Here is a 17,000-nt window from a genome sequence, read left to right as displayed (position 1 = left end):
CCTGCTCCGATGAAGCCCTTGCCCTCTTACCCGTCATCCGTGATGGCCGCCCTGTCCGGGCTGCTGGGCCAGCGCACGCGCCAGATCACGCTGGAGACGGCGCTTACCGCCGACGACCTGGTAGTGGAGCGCTTCGTCGCGCGCGAGGGTGTCTGCACACCGTTCCAGCTGCAGATCGATTGCCTTAGCCCGTCGGCACACCTGGACACCGCGCGCCTGGCCACCGAGGAAATCACGCTACGGCTGATGCTGGCCGACGGCACGCGCCGCGCCTGGCACGGCTATGTGCAGAGCTGCGCGGCCATCGGCGGCGACGGCGGCCTGGCTCGCTACCGGCTGACAGTGGGGACCTGGTTCGATCGCCTGCGCGCGCGCACCGATTGCTATGTTTACCAGGACAAGACCGCGCTGGAGATCGTCGAAGACGTGCTGGCCGACTACCCGCTGGCCCAATTCCGCACGGCGGTGAGCCAGCCGCTGCGCAAGCGCTCGGTCTGCTGCCAGTACCGCGAAACCGATCTTGCCTTTGTCACGCGGCTGCTGGCGGAAGAAGGCCTGTCTTATCGCTTCGAGCATCAGCAGGACAACGCGGAGGCGTCTGGCCAGGACGACAAGGCCCAGTCCCGCCATTGCCTGGTGATCTTCGACAACCAGGCCGAACGCCCCGCCTGCGCGCAGCCCAGCATCCGCTTCCACCGCAGCGACGCCACCGAGCGCGAAGATGCCATCGACCATTGGTCGCTGCAGGCCGCCACTGGCACCAACGCCGTTACCGTCGCTTCATGGGACTACAAGTCCCTGGCCGCCACCGCCGGCGACGCCGGCAGCGAAAGCCTGGGCGAATGGCCGACGCTGGAGTCCTTCGAATCGCGCGGCACGTACCGCTTCCCCGACGCCGACGCCGCCCGCCGCGCCGCGCAGCTGCGCGCGCAAGCGCATGAAAGCCGCTACCTGCGCTACGAGGGAGAAGGCAGCGTCCGCGCCCTGGGCGCCGGTGAACGCTTCACGCTGACCGGGCACTTCGACACCGCCGCGAACGAATTCGTCACGCTGGCCGTGCGCCATGAAGCGGCCAACAACCTGGGGGCCGAGGTGGCGTTGCTGCTGGGCCTGTCCGACATCGAGGCGGGCAGCTACCGCAACCGCTTCGAAGCCGTGCGCGCCGATGCCCCGATCGTGCCGGTGTACTCGCCCAAGCCCACCGCACCGGAAGGACAGCCTGCCGTCGTCATCGCCGAAGGCGGGGCCCCGCTGACCACCGAGCGCGATCACCGCGTGCGCGTGCGCCTGCCCTGGCTGCGTGCGCCGATGGCCGACCCCAGAGCCGACACCGCCGCCGACCCGGCCCAGGACGACCTGAGCCAGGTCACCGCCTGGGTGCGCGTGGCCACGGCCGCGGCCGGCCCCAACTGGGGCGCGCATCACCTCCCCCGCGCCGGCACCGAGGTCATGCTGACCTACCTCGATGGCGACATCGACCGCCCAATGGTGGTGGCGCAACTGCACAACGAACAGGACGCCCTGCCCTGGCCCACCACCGATGCCCCGCTGAACACAGCGCTGTCCGGCTGGCATTCGCACAACCTTGGCGACGGCGGCTACAACCAGTGGATCGTCGACGACAACACCGGCCAGCTGCGCATGCGCCTGGCCAGTTCGGCCGCCGACACCCAGCTCAACCTTGGCTACGTGATCGCGCAAGCTCCCGCCAGCGGTGAACGCGGCGCCTGGCGCGGCACCGGGGCCGAACTGCGCACCGACGCGTGGGCCATCGTGCGCGCCGGCAACGGCTTGCTGCTGTCGACCACGGTCCAGGCCAGGGCCGCCGGCACCATGCTCGACATCCGGGAAGCCCGCGGGCAAATCACCGCCGCCGAGCGTACCGCCCAGCGCCTGTCCGATGCCGCCACCTCGCAGCAGGCGCTGCCGCTGGGCGCCGTCGCCGCTTTCGAGCCGCTGACCAAGGCCATCGACCCCCAGCAGGACGGCTGCTATCCGGACCGCGTCAACGAGCAGGACGCCAAGCGCCCGGATACCGGCACCGCTGCCGAGCACTTCGGGCAACCATGGCTTGTCGCGGAATCGCCCAGCTCGATTGCGCTGGCCACGCAAGCCACCACCAGTATCTTTGCCGGACGCCATCTGCTGGGCCTGGCGCAGGCTGACTGGCATGTCGGCGCCGGCAACACAGTCGCCGCGGCCGCGGCCAAGGGCGTGAGCCTGTTCAGTCAGCACAACGGGATTCGCGCCATTGCGGCCGGCGGACCGGTTTCCATCCAGGCCCATACCGATGCGCTGGCAGTGATGGCCGACAAGGCCGTGACGGTGACTTCATCGACCGACGGCATCGAGGTGCTGGCGCAGAAGAAGGTAGTGCTGCACGGTGGCTCGTCGCGGATCGTGCTGGATGGGAATGCGATTACGTTTGAGACGCCGGGGTTGTTGTCGGTGAAGGGGGCTGGGCATCCGTTGGTGGGGGCTGGGGGGAGTCCGGCGGAGTTGGCGGCGCTGCCGGTGGGCACCTCCACTCTGTCCAACGCCATCGACCTCAACTTCCAATACGACGATCTTGAGCCCGTGGAAGGCGCGCCTTACAAAATTGTCTTCAGCGACAACACGATTCGCGAAGGCAAGCTCGATAAACAAGGCTTTGCGAGGGTTGAAGGCGTGCCAAACTTGCCCTACTACGTTGAGTTTGGCGAAGATGAGCGTCCCTGGAAGGCGCCACCGCTCGAAAAATCGACAGAGTACAAGAAGGCACAACCAGAAGCCGAACGACTAATCGAAGCAGAGAGATTGGAGCGAGTGGCCGCTGGCGACCTGCGCGCGGCCGAGAAGAGCTGACAATGAGCCTGACAGACGATATCAGCAAGTTTTGCAAGGACTTGGTGCTCGGTGACTTCGAGGAGGAACCGGGGAATGCCGCGATGATCGTCGGGGGATTGATCTCCCTGATTCCGATCGCAGACCAGGTATTGGACGTCCGGGACTTATCCGGCATGATCTACCGCGTTTCTAACAAGGGCGCCAATAACTGTAAGACGGACGATTGGGTAGACCTGTCGCTTGCCGCGTTTGGCTGCGTGCCCGAACTGGGCAGTCTGTTCAAAACCATCGTAAAGCCGCTGTGGAAACGGCGGGCCGCTTTGCGCGGGACCATGCGGGGAGAGGCTTTCATCAGCGCCATGCTTGGGAAAGCCAAGGGCAAGGCGATCACTTTCATCAAAACGCTTGATTGGGCCGGCAATACTCAACTGGCCATCCAGCAGATGGATGCAGCCCTTACCGCCTGTGACCAATTCCTGGCAGAACTGGAAAAATCGAGGTGGTGGGTGCCGGATTCCCTGGAGGGCCTTGCCCGGGACTTGCGCCCCGGCCTTAAGTCCATCCGTGGCCCACTCCATACCGGCATCCAGCAGGGGATTCGGGCGTTACGTCAATTCGTGACTGAGTTGGTTGGAGAGGATGGCTATCGCGTTGCACAACTCGCGGTTGCCGCAGCGTCGTCTTCCTCTTCGCCTGCTAGCCGCAAAGCTGGGGCTCGGGGCAGCAACGGGCCGTCCCGTTCCAGTTCTCAATCAAGGCAAGCGCCTGCGGCAAGAAGCGATGCCCCTACGCAACGTCGTTCATCACCGCCGGCGGAGCAGCAGCAAGCGAAGCATAAGCAACAAAGAGATACCAATCGGCAACAGGTTGAACGAGGCGGTGGGCCAATGACAACGGCCACCCGGGTCACCCGCGCCTCCTGGAAAGCCATCGGCAACCGTTACAAGGGGCTGATTGGCGAACACATGGCACACTATTACCACATGAGATTGCATGCGCCCGAGGCTTGGCCGCATGGGAAGGTGGAGGGGCGACATAAGGGCGCAGAATGGAAAGGCCCGAAACGCCTAGTCACTGAGCAAAATATGCCTGCTACTCCTACAGAACTGATACCTGATCATTTGGTGCGAGTCAATCAAAACGGGGTTGACGGGGTATGGTCGATGGGTAACAACGTTTTCCACTTTGTTGAGGCAAAAGCAAGTGAGTCCGCCGGGGCACTATTCGGAAAGGCGGCAGAAAGCTGGCGTGAAAGAGTTGATGGAAAGCGCTCAGCAAGAATTCCGCCACCGGCTGGTCTGACAGAGCGTCAGTATGCGCTTTGGTGCATGCTGTCACAGCCGCGCAAGGGTCTACAAATGTCCCTCCCATGGTTGCGGCGGAGCGTCTCACCAACGATGCTTCGAGGAAATGAAGAACACCGCTTTACCTATGTATTTTTCGCCATTCCGAGTGCCAGCCCTCCGAAGGGCTACGCACCCGGGGCAGGTCGCGCCCTAGAAAAAGGAGTTTCGCCTGGCATTATTGAGCATGTAGCTGCCAGCGCGAAGATCGGAGCCATCACTTTATCGGGTGGTGACGTGTATGACCTAGCATTACACGACGAACACAAGCCGACACACGGATTATCAGACCAGTTCTCATATCATGAGCATGATGAGCTCAACGATATCTTTGAGCGCGAGCGAAAATTAGTCGGCACGCGCAATCGAGGAAGACAGACATCGGGCACGCTCTCAAGGCGCAATTCAAGCACAAGACGGAACCCCTAAAGCATTTTTATGGCAGAACGGAAACAACCCTCTCTCTTGCCGTCGTCGGCTTCCTTTAAAAATTCCCGCCGTCAACAATTTTTGTACGAGCCGCTGTATGAGAACGTTAGGGCTCGACTGATTGAAGGCATAGAAGCCTGCAAGGATAATGTTCGGCTCAAGCAGAATCATCCGCATCCTGGCTATCTTCGGGATGCGCAAGGGGGTCTCTACGAGGAGATGTTTTGGCTATGGATGCTTGACTACACTGCCGGAGCCGATCTCGACCACCTTGCAAGGGAATTCGCCTCTATTGTTGAAGAGTTTTGCCGATGGAACGAACTCAATATCCCGTACCGCCTTTATCTGAAAGAAAAATTCAAGGACCGCGGTGACACTGAACTGACAATTTGCTCGGTTGACTTTTTCAATCAGATCGAATACGAAAACGCATTACAACTCTTAAGCATTGCCATCCTCATCCGTGACGGACGCTCTATCAAGAGAATCATTGCAGCAATGGCAAGCAACCGCTATCGCGATGCCTTGTATGAGCAGTTGATCGTCGACTTCGTCCCGGATCCACAGGACGACATGGACGAAGTGATCTTCGCGGAGCCGTATGCGACCCTCGTCGAAGCATACTTTCAACAAGATCCCACGGAATCAATTCGACTAATAAAACATTACCTGAAGGCTTGGTACCGATACCAGGACGGCGCCCGATGGTACGATGGACACAAGAAAATCCAAAATGACGAATCGTTTTATTATGGATATTGGGCTTTCGAAGCTGGCGCGACGAGCTATCTGTTAGATATTGATGACAGCGGCATCGATCATATGGTGTACCCCAATGATCTCGTAGCCTACGGCAGGCAGCTTCGCGAAAAAAATATTGTCACCAGCGATTTCAGTACCCCCCTTGATTCAAACGATTACCCGCTTAGTCGGCTGCGCTGTGATTCGGGCCAGCCGTGCCCACAAGCGGGGTGGTGGATGACACCGGCAAAAATAAAGAGTCGGCGTTGGTTTGCGAAGGACGAGATGATGCCGGACATCAAGGATAGCGACTTCGGTGCAACGATATGGCAATGGGATATGGACCAGTCCGGCCGCAGCTAATCAGACCTCGAGAATTACGCAAAGAAAATGCGACAAGAGGGCCGCTTCACGAGCGATTCGAAATTATCTACGGGGCAGTAGCATCGGGGACGATAAGCGTTATGAATTTTCAAGCAAAGCGCCGTCAAAAGTTCCTGAGCGAAGAGAATTATCACCTCGCCCTCGCCGAGATTCCGCAGGGAATCGAACTATTAAGATCGGGCCCCGCCGGCTCCGGCGCCTCCCAAGCGGAGGGCTGGCTGATTTCCTATCGCATGATAGCTTCCGATCTGTTCAACCTCCTGGTATTGAAATATACCGGTGGTGAGCCTCTCGAAGACCTTTGCGACGATCTTGAACGGGTCGTGGTGGCTCACGAATCCGCAACCCGGCAACTTCGCGATTACCATCAAGACCCGAACGCCATCGGCTTTCGAGTCGATTCTTTCGATGGATATTGCCCTTGCCTGGGCCTGATAAGTCTCTGCTACCTTCTGCGTCGTCGGGATCTGCTCCCCAGGATCGCCGGGTTGCTGGACGGCCCGGACAACACGAATGTCGCTGCGGATTTTCTGATCGAAGAATTTCTCTCGTATGCACCCATGGATCGCTACGAGAGTCACACCTTGCTGGCGACGAAGCCATTCGAATCCTTGGCCGACGCGATGGACGCCGCCGACAATGATGATGCGCTCAGGCACCTACAGAAATTTCTTAAGCGCTGGTACAAGGACCTCGTCGGAGCGCCGTGGTACGACACTCACAAACCGGATGCCCAAGGACGTACCAGTGGCTACTACGGCTATTGGTCCTTTGAAGCAGCGGCAGCGGTACTCTTGCTCGGTATTGAGGACGACAGCAGTCTCCACCCTTGTCTTTACTATCCAAATGAGTTGGTCTCTTGGGCGAAGACACAGTGAGACTGCTCAGGATGCTGTTGCGGAACGCTACTGAAGCGATGGTGACTTGATCGAGTTTAGATCATATCCGGGCCCACCACGCACGAAGGCCAATCAACATGGCAAGAAAAACTCCACCATTGCTGCTAGCTGAAATATCAGATCTGCCTGGCGAAGCTCGCCAGCAGTTCCTCTACCCCGACCTGTACAAAAATGTACGAAAAGATCTGGTGGAGAGTATTGTAATTTGCCTCGACAGCATTCAGCGTCACGAACTCTCACCTCGCTATCGCGTTAGCGCTCAAGCGAGCGTCTACCTCAATACCTTCTGGCTTTGGAAGTTGGAGTACACCGCGGGCCTACGCCAAACGCTTGCGTGACGCGAACCTCGTCACCAGCAGCTTGGACGCGCCAATTGGCGAGAACGAATGAGCATCCGCAAGGATGGATAGCACCATGAAGCGCTTACTATCCCCGGTCCTCTCCGCACTCCTCGGAGCCATAGTTGGCGCAATCGTGGTACACCAACTCGCGCACGAAGAAACTCCGAAGGTGCACAAGCTGCAGTATCCGTTGATGCTTACCGGCGGAAACTCGGATAGCCCTGCCGCAATGCTGCCCCGGGGGACGTCTCTATATTTCGATCGCACCTTCCCCGAGGGTTTTGTCCGATACAAGGTCTACATCAATGTGGAGGGCACAAAGCTGGAACCTCGGGACGCCGCGGAAAAATTCTGGCTAGACCCACTCACTGCAACGCCCTTCGATAAAGACAGCCTGCATGCGCTGCTCACACGCTTTCCACTAGGGAAGCATGACTTTTCAGCTGTGCTCGGCTCGGGCCAATTGACCAAGGAAGAGATACGCGACTTGCTCCGGGCGTACAGCGAATAGTCCGCGTGCAACTTTCGCGCGCAGCTACGCCTCGAGCCTTTCACCGCCCCCTCTCCCGCTCCATCTTCTCAATCACCCCCACCCTCTGCCCACAATCCCCCTCCACCGCCTTGCACAGCGTCTTGTCATCCACCCCCAGCTCGCGCTGCAAGGCACGAAACTCCCGCAGATAGACCCGCGCCGCCGCCTCGGCACCTGGCAACGACAATCGCGCCGAACTATTGGCCCCAACCCACGCGTAGTAGTAATGCCCGAGCAACCGCGCCGTCGTATCCCTGCGCCCCCGCGGAATCTCGCGGGCGACGGCGTCGATGCAGGAACGGTATTCGTCGGCGTCGTCATGCATGTATTCCTGGCAAGCCGCCATGGCATGCCGGCTTGCCTGCGCCACGGCTGGCGGAAGTTCTGTGGTGGCGGCTTGGGTAATGCCCGCGCACACGGCCAGTGCGCAGGCGATCAGGTAGGGATGCATTGGCGTTCGGTGCATGGCATTGATGGCGTTTCAGGTTAGCGCCATGGCATGACATCCCCGCGTCATGAAGCAGTCACGATGGGCCCATAGAGTGGCTGCCTGCAGCCGCTTCCCAAAGGATTGGCCACATGACACGCAAACGGTATCTCGTCGCGAGCCTGGGTGCGCTCGCTCTTGCAGGCATCGTTGCCGCCTGCGGTTCCGGGAATGATGAGGGCGGTTCGGCGCCGTCAAGCCCCGCTCCGGTGGCGGATGCTCCGGTATCGGTCAAGATCATCGGCCTTAATGATTTCCACGGCAACCTGGAAGCGCCGGGCGGCAGCGTGGTGGTGGAGGATGCCGCCAACCCGGCAGGCACGCGGGTTTCGGCGGGCGGGGCTGCGTACTTGTCCGCGCTGATCCAGAGCCTGAAGGCGAAGAACCCGAACAACGTGGTGGTGGCTGCCGGCGACATGGTCGGCGCATCGCCGCTGGTTTCCGGAGCCTTCCATGAGGAGCCGGCGATCGATGTGCTGGGACAGATGGGCCTGGAGATTTCATCGGTTGGCAATCACGAGTTCGACAAGGGCCGCGATGAACTGCTGCGGCTGCAGAACGGTGGCTGCTTTCCGCGGTCGGTCGACGGCCGGCGCGGCATTGTCGGCGTGGACACATGCATGACCAACGGCGCGTATGCCGGGGCGAAATTCCAATACCTGGCCGCCAATGTCATTGACCAGGCGACCGGCAAGCCGCTGCTGCCGGCCTACCGGATCAAGACTTTTGACTGGGCCAAGGTGGCCTTTATCGGCATGACGCTGAAGGACACGCCGTCGGTGGTGACGCCCGCGGGCACGGCAGGCCTGACGTTCGAGTCCGAGGCGGATACGGTCAATAAGCTGATTCCGGAACTGCGGCAGCAGAACGTCAATGCGATCGTGGTGTTGCTGCATGAAGGCGGAGCCACGACGGCGGGCACGGTGAACGACAAGAGTTGCCCCGGACTGAACGGTGCCATCGTGTCGATCGTCGACAAGCTCGATCCCGCCGTGGATATCGTGGTCAGCGGCCACACCCACCAGGAATATGTCTGCACCCGGCCGGACGGCAAGCTGCTGACGCAGACGGGCTTCTATGGCCGACTGGCTTCGGAAATCGATATCACCATCGATCCGGCCACGCGCCGGGTCTCCTCCAAGCTGGCGAACAACCGCGTGGCGGTCAACGATCTGGTGATCAAGGACAGCCAGGGCAAGCCGATCCCGCTGCCCGCGGGCTATACGGCGCTGGCCAGGGATAGCGCGGTCGACGCAATGGTCAATCGCTACGTGGAACTGACCGCGCCGATCAAGAATGCGGTGGTGGGCGCCATCACCGCGAGCATCGATCGCACCCAGACCGCGGCGGGCGAGTCGGCACTGGGCGACCTGGTGGCGGACGCCTACCTGGCCGGCACCTCCGATGCGTCGTTCGGGCCGGCGGTGATCGCCTTCACCAATCCGGGCGGGCTGCGCCAGAACTTGACGTACGACGCCGCCACCAATGGCCAGACCACGTTCGGGCAGCTCTACGCCGTCATGCCTTTCGGCAACAGCATGGTGACGATGGACCTGACCGGCGCGCAGATCCTGCGCCTGCTGGAACAGCAATGGGAGGCGCCGCAACCTGCGGGCGGTCGCGTGCTGCAGGTTTCCAGCGGCTTTACCTATACCTGGGACGCGAGCAAGCCGGCAGGCGCCGCCGCGGGACAGGGCAATCGCGTCGACCCGGCATCGCTACGGCTCAACGGCGTCGCCATCGACCCGGCCAGGACCTACCGCGTCACGGTGAACAACTTCATGGCCTCCGGCGGCGACAATTTCACCGTGCTGAAGCAGGGTACGAACCAGCAGGCCGGGCCGGTCGATATCGACGTCTTCGAAGCTTACTTCAGGGCAAAATCCCCTGTCAGTCCCGGCGCAGCGAACCGGATCACGCGCCTGAACTGAAGGAGCGAGCGGCGGCCCGCGCCGCTATGGCCGCGGCGTGTCAGCGGCCAGCCGCATCCAGCTGGCCACGGCACCCGCCCCGGCAAACGCCGCGCCCAACGCCAGCGCCAGACCCGGCCCATGGTCGCCGGCGATGCCGAAGCACAATGCCACCAGCGCCGCCCCCGTGGCCTGCCCCAGCAGCCGGGCCGTGGCCACTACGCCGCTGGCGCCGCCGCTGCGCTCGCGCGGGGCGCTGGTCATCAAGGCCTTGAGATTGGGCGACTGGAAGAAGCCGAACCCCGCGCCGCACAGGCACATGCGCAGACCGATATCGAGCGCACTGGGGTTGGCCGGCATCAGCGCCAGTGACAGCATGCCCGCGCTTAGCACGGCCAGGCCCACGCCACCGAGCACGGCCGGCGGGTAACGGTCGGACAGGCGCCCGGCCAACGGCCCGATCAGCGCCACCACCACGGACCAGGGCGTCAGCAGGAAGCCGGTTTCCACCTGCCCTCGCCCCAGCACGTGCTGGAAGTAGAACGGCAGCGACACAAAGGCCAGGCCCTGCGCCGCGAACGAGCACACCGCGGTCAGCGTCGACAGCGCGAACATCGGCCGCCGGAACAGGTCCACCGGCAGCATCGGCGCCGGATGGCCACGCTCGCGCCACAGCAGCAGGCCGAACGCCACCACGAAGACGCCGGCCGCGGCCAGCGACAAGTGCAGCGGCGCGCGCTGCGCGCCCTCGCCCAGCGCGAGGATCAGCGCGGCGAAGGCAATTACGCTGAGCACCGCTGCCACACGATCGAAGCCGTGTGTGCTGCGCGCCGTCTGCGGCAGCGAGCCGCGTCCGATCGCCAGCGCCAGCAGGCCGATCGGCAGGTTGACCGCAAACAGCCACGGCCACGTGCCAACGGACAGGATCACCGACGCCACCGTCGGCCCCACCGCGAACGAAACGCCCACCACCAGCGCATTCAGCCCCAGCCCGCGGCCAAGCCGATGCGTCGGAAAGATGGCGCTGATCAGCGCCGTATTGACGCTCATGATGGCGGCCGCGCCGATGCCCTGCAGCACCCGCGCCGCCGCCAGCGTCGGCAGCGACCACGCCAGCGCGCACACCACCGAGGCGGCCGTGAACAGCAGCACGCCGCCCAGGTAGATGCGCCGGTGGCCGACCACCCCGCCCAACGCCGCGAACGGCAGCAGGGTTGCCACCATCGCCAGCTGATAGGCGTTGATCACCCACACCGAGGCGGCAGGCGTGGCACGCAGGTCCGCCGCAATCGAGGGCAACGCCGTATTGGCGATGGCGGTATCGAGGGTCGCAAGGGCGACGGCAATCAGGATGGCGGCCATGCCGCGCCGCTCGCGCGAGGTCATGGCGTCCGCCGCTGAGGCGGACTGGAGAGGGGCTGTGCTGGACACTGTCTTTACCGGTTGCCGCCGCGGCTGGGTCGGCGGCGCAAGGGCGTCGCCCTGGGCCAGGGGCGCTTAACAGGCAAGACGATACGGGAAAACCCTTCACCTTGCTGAAGACGTCTTCCTATGTATGTACATTGCCGTCGTGGTCGACACCAGAATAGATGATGCTCAACATCTATTGAATAAATGATGGGCATCATCTAAACTTCGCGAAAGCCGGATCCAAAGCGAGGTGGACAGATGGCACGCGCATCACGTGAGCAAACCGACAAGAACCGCGAGGCGATCGAGCAAGCGTCGTCGCGGCTGTTCCGCGAGCGCGGCCTCAGCGGCGTCAGCGTGGCGGAGTTGATGGCCAGTGCCGGCCTGACCCATGGCGGCTTCTACGGCCACTTTGCGTCCAAGGACGCCCTGGCCGCGCAGGCCTGCAAGCGCGCGTTCGAGGAGTCGACCGCGCGCTGGGAGCGTCGTCTCGCCCGTGCGGACGGTGACCGCAAGGCCATGCTCGCCAACCTGGTCGAGCCCTACCTGAGCGCCGGGCATTGCGCCAATCCCGGCATCGGCTGCGCGGCCGCCGCGCTGGCTGTCGATGTCGCCCGCGAGCCCGCCGGCAAGCCGGTGCGCCAGGCCTATGCGGACGGCCTGCGAACCATGGTCGATGACATGGCGCAGACCGTGGCGTCGGACGACCCGCAAGAACGCCACGACCAGGCGCTGGTGCGCATGGCATTGCTGGTCGGCGCCCTCACGCTCGCGCGCGCAACGGAAGGCGATCCGCTCTCCGACGAAATGCTGGATGCGGCGCGCGCCCACCTGCTGCGCAGCACCGGCTAGTCCCGCGCTTTCCCCAAAACCAGACAGGCATCCCGCCGCCGCGCGCGGCTGGACTGCCCTTCCTTTGCGTTTTTCAACCGTCCCGCGATTCCCCACTACGAGAGCCCCATGTTTGCGCAAGCCCTTTCCCGCCGGCTCGACCGGCGCGGCATCCACTACGCGTGGCTGGTTGCCGCCCTGACCTTCCTGGTGATGCTCACCACCTCGGCCGCGCTGGGCTTGCCTGGAGCCTTCCTGCAGCCGCTGACCAGGGAGATGGGCTGGAACACCGACCAGATCTCATCGATCCTGGCGTTCCGCTTCGCGCTGTTCGGGCTGATGGCGCCGTTTTCGGCGCTGCTGATGGACCGCTTCGGCGTGCGCAACGTAGTCTGTGCCGCACTGGCGTTGATTGCGGGCGGCATGGCGCTGGCCACTGTGTCGACCGAGCTGTGGCAGCTCTTTGTGGCATGGGGCCTGATGCTGGGGGTCGGCTCCGGGCTGACTGCGCTGGTGCTGGCGGCCGTGGTCGCCAACCGCTGGTTCAGCGCGCGGCGCGGCCTGGTCATCGGCATCCTGACGGCCAGCGCCGCCACCGGGCAGCTGGCGTTCCTGCCGGTGGCGGCCTGGCTGATCGAACGAATGGGCTGGCGCGTGGCGGTGCTGCCGGTGCTGGCGGCGTGCGCGGTGCTGGCATTGCTGGTATTCGGCCTGATGCGCAGCCGCCCCGCCGATGTCGGCCTGGCCGCGTTCGGCGAAGTCCCGGCCTCCACGCCAGTGCCGTCCGCACCTCAGCCCGCTGTGCCGTTCACGCTGAGCGGCCCGTTCCGTGTGCTGCGCGACGCAGCGCGTACCCAGGCGTTCTGGGTGCTGGCCGGCACCTTCTTCATCTGCGGCCTGAGCACCAACGGCCTGATCCAGACCCATTTCATCGCGCTGTGCGGCGACTTCGGCATGGGTCCGGTACCGGCGGCCTCGGCACTGGCGATGATGGGCGCGTTCGATTTTGTCGGCACCATCCTGTCAGGCTGGCTCTCCGACCGCTACGACAGCCGCAAGCTGCTGTTCTGGTACTACGCGCTGCGCGGCCTGTCGCTGTTCTGGCTGCCCCATTCCACCTTCACGCTGTACGGACTGTCGATCTTTGCGATGTTCTACGGCCTGGACTGGATTGCCACCGTGCCGCCGACGGTCAAGCTGGTGGCCACGGCGTTCGGGCGCGAGCGCGCGCCGATGGTATTCGGCTGGATCTTCGCGGCACACCAGATCGGCGCGGCGGTGGCCGCGTTCGGCGCGGGCCTGAGCCGTACGCTGCTGCTGACCTATACGCCGGCGCTCTACGCGGCAGGCGCGGCCTGCCTGGTGGCCGCGCTGATGGCGCTGATGGTCAGCCGCCAGCGTGCGGGGGTGGCCACGGAGGGTGCGCGCGCCTGAGCAAGGCGAGGCGCTGTTCGCCTCAGAGCTGGCAGAGAAGGACGAAAATGAGAGATTGCCGGCGCCATGTGCGCCGGCCATTCAGAATTTCGGGATGCGCAGGGTCTTGCTGACCATCAGCGTGCCCGACAGCGCGAACAGCAGCACCAGCGGATGCAGCACGGCGGGGCCTAATACCCATGCGCCGCCAGGCAGTTCACCGCCCAGCTGGCCTTGCGATGCGCACCAAGTCAGCACGGCAGTCAGCAGCACGCTGGTCGGGATGGGCGTGCCTTCGAAGTACGCCACCTTACCGCTGTCGCTGCCGGCCGCCAGCGATTCGGCGGTGACGTTGAAGCGCGCCAGCCGGCTGACGCCGCAGCAGACAAAATAGATCAGCACCGCCAGGTCCCAGCCGCCGCGCATGCCGGCGGCAAAGGCCAGCGTGGCGGGGCCAACGCCGAACGAAATCACGTCGGCCAGCGAGTCCAGCTCGCGCCCCAGTGCCGAATGCGCATGGCGCCAGCGCGCGATGCGGCCGTCCAGCACGTCGAAGATAAAGGCCAGCGGCGCCAGCGCCGCGGCCGTATAGAAATGCGCCAGCTGCTGCTCCGCGACAAAAAACATCGCGAAGAACACCGACCCCATGCCGCAGGCCGCGTTGCCGAGCGTGAAGACATCGGCCAGCTGCAGTTCGCGCAGCATCGAGAAATGGCGGGGGCGTTCGGGCCGGGTGTTCATGGCGCGGGCTTACAGGACCTTGGACTCGTGGTGCACGTTGGGCGGCGCGGCAAAGGTTTCCGCAACCAGGCCGCGCCATTGCTGGAACTCCGGCGATTCGCGGAACAGCACCATATGGTCGTCCACGGTTTCCCAATCCACCACCAGCGTGTACTGGTCGGGCTGCTCGATCGAGCGGAACAACTGCACCCCGTGGCACCCGTGCGAGCGCAGGAACAGCGGCGTGGCCTGGCTCACACCTTGTTCGAACTGCTTGTCCATGCCGGGCTTGATGGTGATTTGCGCGATTTCCTTGATCATGTCGTCGTGGCGATGAAGTGGTTGCCGGCGCCGGTCGGGTACCGGCGAGTCTCTACTACCTTAGCACGATCGCGACGTCACTTGCCCGCGGCAAGCATTCCGTTACAAGCAGGGGTTAGCATCGTCCACCTTGCCTCGACCTGCCGAAACCGCCATGCGTCCGCCCCTGCCTGAATGCAGCATTGTGCTGCCCGCCCTGTACCTGGCCTGCCTGATGGGCTTGCCGTCCGGCGCGGATGCTGCAATGCAGCCATGCGACAGCCCCGCGACCGCGCTGGCCGATATCCGCAGCCCCGGCCAGGTCTCGCCGCTTGCCGGTCGCACGGTCGAAGTCCAGGCCATCGTCACGGCAGACTTCAGCGGCGACGGCGGCCTGCGCGGCTTCTTCCTGCAGACCGCGGACGCGCAACGCGTGCATCGGCCGGGCCTGCCCGAGGGACTGTTTGTCTACGCGCCACGCGCCCGGGCCAATGCGGGCGACATGGTGCGCGTGTCCGGAAGGATCGAAGAACGATTCGGACAAACGCAGCTGGTGCTGTCAGGTTCGCCCGTGGTGTGCGCGCAGGGCCTGTCCGTGGCGCCGCGGACGCTGACGCTGCCGCTTGCCAGCGAGTCGGACCTGGCTGCAATGGAGGGCATGCTGGTTCGCCTGCCGCAGACGCTGACGGTCAGCGATACCCATGAACTGGGCCGCTATGGCACGGTGGTGCTGAGCCACGGGCGCCCGCTCGCACCCACGCAACAGGCCCTGCCGGGACCAGCCGCGCGGCAAGCCGCGGCAGCCAACGCGCGCAACCGATTGTTGCTTGACGATGGCTCGACACGCCAGTTTCCCGCCGTGGTGCCCTACCCGTCCCCGCGCCTGTCGGCCGAACATCCGCTGCGCGCCGGCGATACCGTCACCGGCGTGCAGGGCGTGCTGGAGCGACGCCACGGACAGTGGCGGCTGCAGCCGGCGCGCGGTACCGGCGCACTGGGGTACCAACGCGCCAACCCGCGCCCCGCTCCCCCGCCGCGGCATCCCGCCACCGGGCTGCGCGTGGCGGCCTTCAACCTGCAGAACTACTTCAATGGCGATGGCCACGGCGGTGGCCTCGATGCGCCCGGCAACCGCGGCGCGCAGGACACGGCCGCGCTGGCACGGCAGCAGGCCAAGCTGGTGGCCGCGCTGCGCGGCCTGGACGCCGACGTGATCGGCCTGATGGAGGTCCAGAACAATGGCTACGGCCGGTCCGGCGCGATCCGCCAGCTGGCCACGCTGCTGGGGCCGGACTGGCGCGTGGCCGCTCCCGGCACCCCCGCGCTAGGCGCCGATGCCATCGCCGTGGGGCTGCTGTACAACGCGCGCACCGCGCTGCCCGCCGGCCGGGTGGCCACCACATGGCTGGGCGAGCGCAGCCGCCAGCCGCTCGCGGCCACCTTCCGCGCCGCGGCGGGTGGCGCGACGGTGACGGTGGTGGTCAACCATTTCAAATCCAAGAACTGCGTCGAGGCTGCCGGCGCGCAAGCCGACCAGGGCGACAGCCAGGGCTGCTGGAATCCCGCGCGCGTACAGGCCGCCGACACCCTGGCCCGCTGGCTGGGCACCGCGCCGACCGGCGTCGCCGACGCGGGCGTGCTGGTGATCGGCGACCTGAACAGCTACGCGATGGAAGACCCGATACGCCTGCTGGCGCGGCGCGGCTACGCCGACCTGGTGGCGCGCTTTGCCGGTCCGAACGCCTACAGCTACGTCTACGCGGCGCAGGCCGGCTACCTGGACCATGTACTCGCCGACGCCACGGCCGCGGCCCACGTGGTGGCCGTACATGCGTGGCATATCAATGCCGACGAGCCCGTGGCCTTCTCCTATGCCACAGCCCCGGGCTCAAGCGCCGCGCCGGCCTTCTATGCGCCCGACCCGTACCGGTCTTCCGATCACGACCCTTTGGTGGTCGACTTCGCCAGCAGCCCGCGCGCCAGGTAGAGCACCACCAGCAGGTTGGCCGCGGCCAGCGTGCCGTGCAGCCAGCTGGGATGGAACAGGGCCTCGTACAGTTCCAGCGGAATGTAGATGCCGCCCGACCATACCCCAAGCCAATTGCCCCAGGCCAGCCCGCGCCACAACCCATAAGCCTCGGCAAAGCGCATCAGCGCATAGACCGCGGCGGACCCGCCGATGGCCCACAGGCGCGCATTGTCGGGATGCTCGAGCAATGACAGGAAAATGGTGGGATAGCGGCTGGCCGGATTGACATGCCAGCGCTGGATGATGGCTTCGGCCAGCGCCTGGGCATCGCGATGCAGCAGGGCAGCCAGGCCCAGCCCGGCCACGATCACCAGCAGCCCCTTGGCCGCTTCGAACAACGCAATGCTCCTGAGGCCGAGTGCGCCCTGCTTTGCCATGCGGTATCTCCGGTCGATGCAAGATCTG

15 protein-coding genes are annotated in these 17,000 nt (G+C 64.3%); 10 read left to right on the top strand and 5 right to left on the bottom strand.

All coding sequences use genetic code 11. From position 1 onward, the window contains the following. Positions 1-9 precede the first annotated feature (9 nt). The 6 genes from U9J39_RS12115 (at position 10) to U9J39_RS12090 (ending at position 7,474) form a co-directional block, all read left to right on the top strand. Positions 10-2,844 (top strand): type VI secretion system Vgr family protein, encoded by a 2,835-nt coding sequence (locus U9J39_RS12115; RefSeq protein WP_326347135.1) that lies wholly within the window; start codon positions 10-12, stop codon positions 2,842-2,844. 2 nt (positions 2,845-2,846) lie between these two features. Then, the gene (locus U9J39_RS12110; RefSeq protein ID WP_147309754.1) at positions 2,847-4,598 is read left to right on the top strand and encodes a hypothetical protein; all 1,752 of its coding nucleotides are present in this window, start codon (positions 2,847-2,849) and stop codon (positions 4,596-4,598) included. Positions 4,599-4,607: 9 nt separating this feature from the next. Next, positions 4,608-5,702 (top strand): PoNe immunity protein domain-containing protein, encoded by a 1,095-nt coding sequence (locus U9J39_RS12105; protein WP_326347134.1) that lies wholly within the window; start codon positions 4,608-4,610, stop codon positions 5,700-5,702. 101 nt (positions 5,703-5,803) lie between these two features. Then, the gene (locus tag U9J39_RS12100; RefSeq protein WP_116314293.1) at positions 5,804-6,601 is read left to right on the top strand and encodes a PoNe immunity protein domain-containing protein; all 798 of its coding nucleotides are present in this window, start codon (positions 5,804-5,806) and stop codon (positions 6,599-6,601) included. Between the two features lie 98 nt (positions 6,602-6,699). Continuing rightward, positions 6,700-6,960 carry a hypothetical protein gene (locus U9J39_RS12095; RefSeq protein WP_147309753.1) on the top strand — a complete coding sequence of 87 codons (261 nt, stop codon included), beginning with the start codon at positions 6,700-6,702 and terminating at the stop codon, positions 6,958-6,960. Positions 6,961-7,036: 76 nt separating this feature from the next. Further along, positions 7,037-7,474 carry a hypothetical protein gene (locus U9J39_RS12090; RefSeq protein ID WP_116314783.1) on the top strand — a complete coding sequence of 146 codons (438 nt, stop codon included), beginning with the start codon at positions 7,037-7,039 and terminating at the stop codon, positions 7,472-7,474. 40 nt (positions 7,475-7,514) lie between these two features. On the opposite strand, the gene U9J39_RS12085 is transcribed toward U9J39_RS12090, so the two are convergent. Next, positions 7,515-7,946, bottom strand: coding sequence for a hypothetical protein (locus U9J39_RS12085; protein WP_326347133.1), 432 nt, complete (start codon positions 7,944-7,946; stop codon positions 7,515-7,517). Between the two features lie 128 nt (positions 7,947-8,074). On the opposite strand from U9J39_RS12085, the gene U9J39_RS12080 reads away from it, so the two are divergent. Beyond that, on the top strand, positions 8,075-9,913 hold the full coding sequence (locus U9J39_RS12080; RefSeq protein ID WP_326347132.1) for a bifunctional metallophosphatase/5'-nucleotidase: 1,839 nt from the start codon (positions 8,075-8,077) through the stop codon (positions 9,911-9,913). Between the two features lie 24 nt (positions 9,914-9,937). Here the strand turns inward: U9J39_RS12080 and U9J39_RS12075 are convergent, their stop codons facing one another. Then, complete coding sequence (locus tag U9J39_RS12075) at positions 9,938-11,278, bottom strand: MFS transporter (protein WP_326347131.1); 1,341 nt, start codon at positions 11,276-11,278, stop codon at positions 9,938-9,940. A 282-nt stretch (positions 11,279-11,560) separates the two neighbouring features. Here U9J39_RS12075 and U9J39_RS12070 point away from each other — a divergent pair, with 282 nt between their 5' ends. Both U9J39_RS12070 and U9J39_RS12065 read left to right on the top strand, forming a co-directional pair. Then, complete coding sequence (locus U9J39_RS12070; protein WP_326347130.1) at positions 11,561-12,154, top strand: TetR/AcrR family transcriptional regulator; 594 nt, start codon at positions 11,561-11,563, stop codon at positions 12,152-12,154. 108 nt (positions 12,155-12,262) lie between these two features. After that, positions 12,263-13,567 carry an MFS transporter gene (locus tag U9J39_RS12065; protein WP_326347129.1) on the top strand — a complete coding sequence of 435 codons (1,305 nt, stop codon included), beginning with the start codon at positions 12,263-12,265 and terminating at the stop codon, positions 13,565-13,567. An 81-nt stretch (positions 13,568-13,648) separates the two neighbouring features. On the opposite strand, the gene U9J39_RS12060 is transcribed toward U9J39_RS12065, so the two are convergent. After that, positions 13,649-14,287 carry a CDP-alcohol phosphatidyltransferase family protein gene (locus U9J39_RS12060; protein ID WP_115683142.1) on the bottom strand — a complete coding sequence of 213 codons (639 nt, stop codon included), beginning with the start codon at positions 14,285-14,287 and terminating at the stop codon, positions 13,649-13,651. 9 nt (positions 14,288-14,296) lie between these two features. Continuing rightward, positions 14,297-14,587 (bottom strand): antibiotic biosynthesis monooxygenase family protein, encoded by a 291-nt coding sequence (locus U9J39_RS12055; RefSeq protein WP_115683143.1) that lies wholly within the window; start codon positions 14,585-14,587, stop codon positions 14,297-14,299. A 154-nt stretch (positions 14,588-14,741) separates the two neighbouring features. Here U9J39_RS12055 and U9J39_RS12050 point away from each other — a divergent pair, with 154 nt between their 5' ends. After that, a complete protein-coding gene (locus U9J39_RS12050; RefSeq protein ID WP_326347128.1) occupies positions 14,742-16,553 on the top strand; it encodes an ExeM/NucH family extracellular endonuclease in 1,812 nt (603 codons plus the stop codon). On the opposite strand, the gene U9J39_RS12045 is transcribed toward U9J39_RS12050, so the two are convergent. Next, complete coding sequence (locus U9J39_RS12045) at positions 16,505-16,972, bottom strand: DUF2127 domain-containing protein (protein WP_115683145.1); 468 nt, start codon at positions 16,970-16,972, stop codon at positions 16,505-16,507. The genes U9J39_RS12050 and U9J39_RS12045 overlap by 49 nt on opposite strands. Positions 16,973-17,000: the final 28 nt, after the last annotated feature.

The sequence above is a fragment of the Cupriavidus sp. SS-3 genome (genome assembly GCF_035818815.1).
Taxonomy (GTDB): domain Bacteria; phylum Pseudomonadota; class Gammaproteobacteria; order Burkholderiales; family Burkholderiaceae; genus Cupriavidus; species Cupriavidus taiwanensis_C.
The sequence above is the reverse complement of the archived record's forward strand: the minus strand, read 5'-3'. Positions and strand labels throughout refer to the sequence as shown.

Coding starts and splice junctions, on each gene's coding strand:
- U9J39_RS12115 (WP_326347135.1), top strand. CDS start 10: ATGAAGCCCTTGCCCTCTTACCCGTCATCCGTGATGGCCGCCCTGTCC.
- U9J39_RS12110 (WP_147309754.1), top strand. CDS start 2,847: ATGAGCCTGACAGACGATATCAGCAAGTTTTGCAAGGACTTGGTGCTC.
- U9J39_RS12105 (WP_326347134.1), top strand. CDS start 4,608: ATGGCAGAACGGAAACAACCCTCTCTCTTGCCGTCGTCGGCTTCCTTT.
- U9J39_RS12100 (WP_116314293.1), top strand. CDS start 5,804: ATGAATTTTCAAGCAAAGCGCCGTCAAAAGTTCCTGAGCGAAGAGAAT.
- U9J39_RS12095 (WP_147309753.1), top strand. CDS start 6,700: ATGGCAAGAAAAACTCCACCATTGCTGCTAGCTGAAATATCAGATCTG.
- U9J39_RS12090 (WP_116314783.1), top strand. CDS start 7,037: ATGAAGCGCTTACTATCCCCGGTCCTCTCCGCACTCCTCGGAGCCATA.
- U9J39_RS12085 (WP_326347133.1), bottom strand. CDS start 7,946: ATGCATCCCTACCTGATCGCCTGCGCACTGGCCGTGTGCGCGGGCATT.
- U9J39_RS12080 (WP_326347132.1), top strand. CDS start 8,075: ATGACACGCAAACGGTATCTCGTCGCGAGCCTGGGTGCGCTCGCTCTT.
- U9J39_RS12075 (WP_326347131.1), bottom strand. CDS start 11,278: ATGACCTCGCGCGAGCGGCGCGGCATGGCCGCCATCCTGATTGCCGTC.
- U9J39_RS12070 (WP_326347130.1), top strand. CDS start 11,561: ATGGCACGCGCATCACGTGAGCAAACCGACAAGAACCGCGAGGCGATC.
- U9J39_RS12065 (WP_326347129.1), top strand. CDS start 12,263: ATGTTTGCGCAAGCCCTTTCCCGCCGGCTCGACCGGCGCGGCATCCAC.
- U9J39_RS12060 (WP_115683142.1), bottom strand. CDS start 14,287: ATGAACACCCGGCCCGAACGCCCCCGCCATTTCTCGATGCTGCGCGAA.
- U9J39_RS12055 (WP_115683143.1), bottom strand. CDS start 14,587: ATGATCAAGGAAATCGCGCAAATCACCATCAAGCCCGGCATGGACAAG.
- U9J39_RS12050 (WP_326347128.1), top strand. CDS start 14,742: ATGCGTCCGCCCCTGCCTGAATGCAGCATTGTGCTGCCCGCCCTGTAC.
- U9J39_RS12045 (WP_115683145.1), bottom strand. CDS start 16,972: ATGGCAAAGCAGGGCGCACTCGGCCTCAGGAGCATTGCGTTGTTCGAA.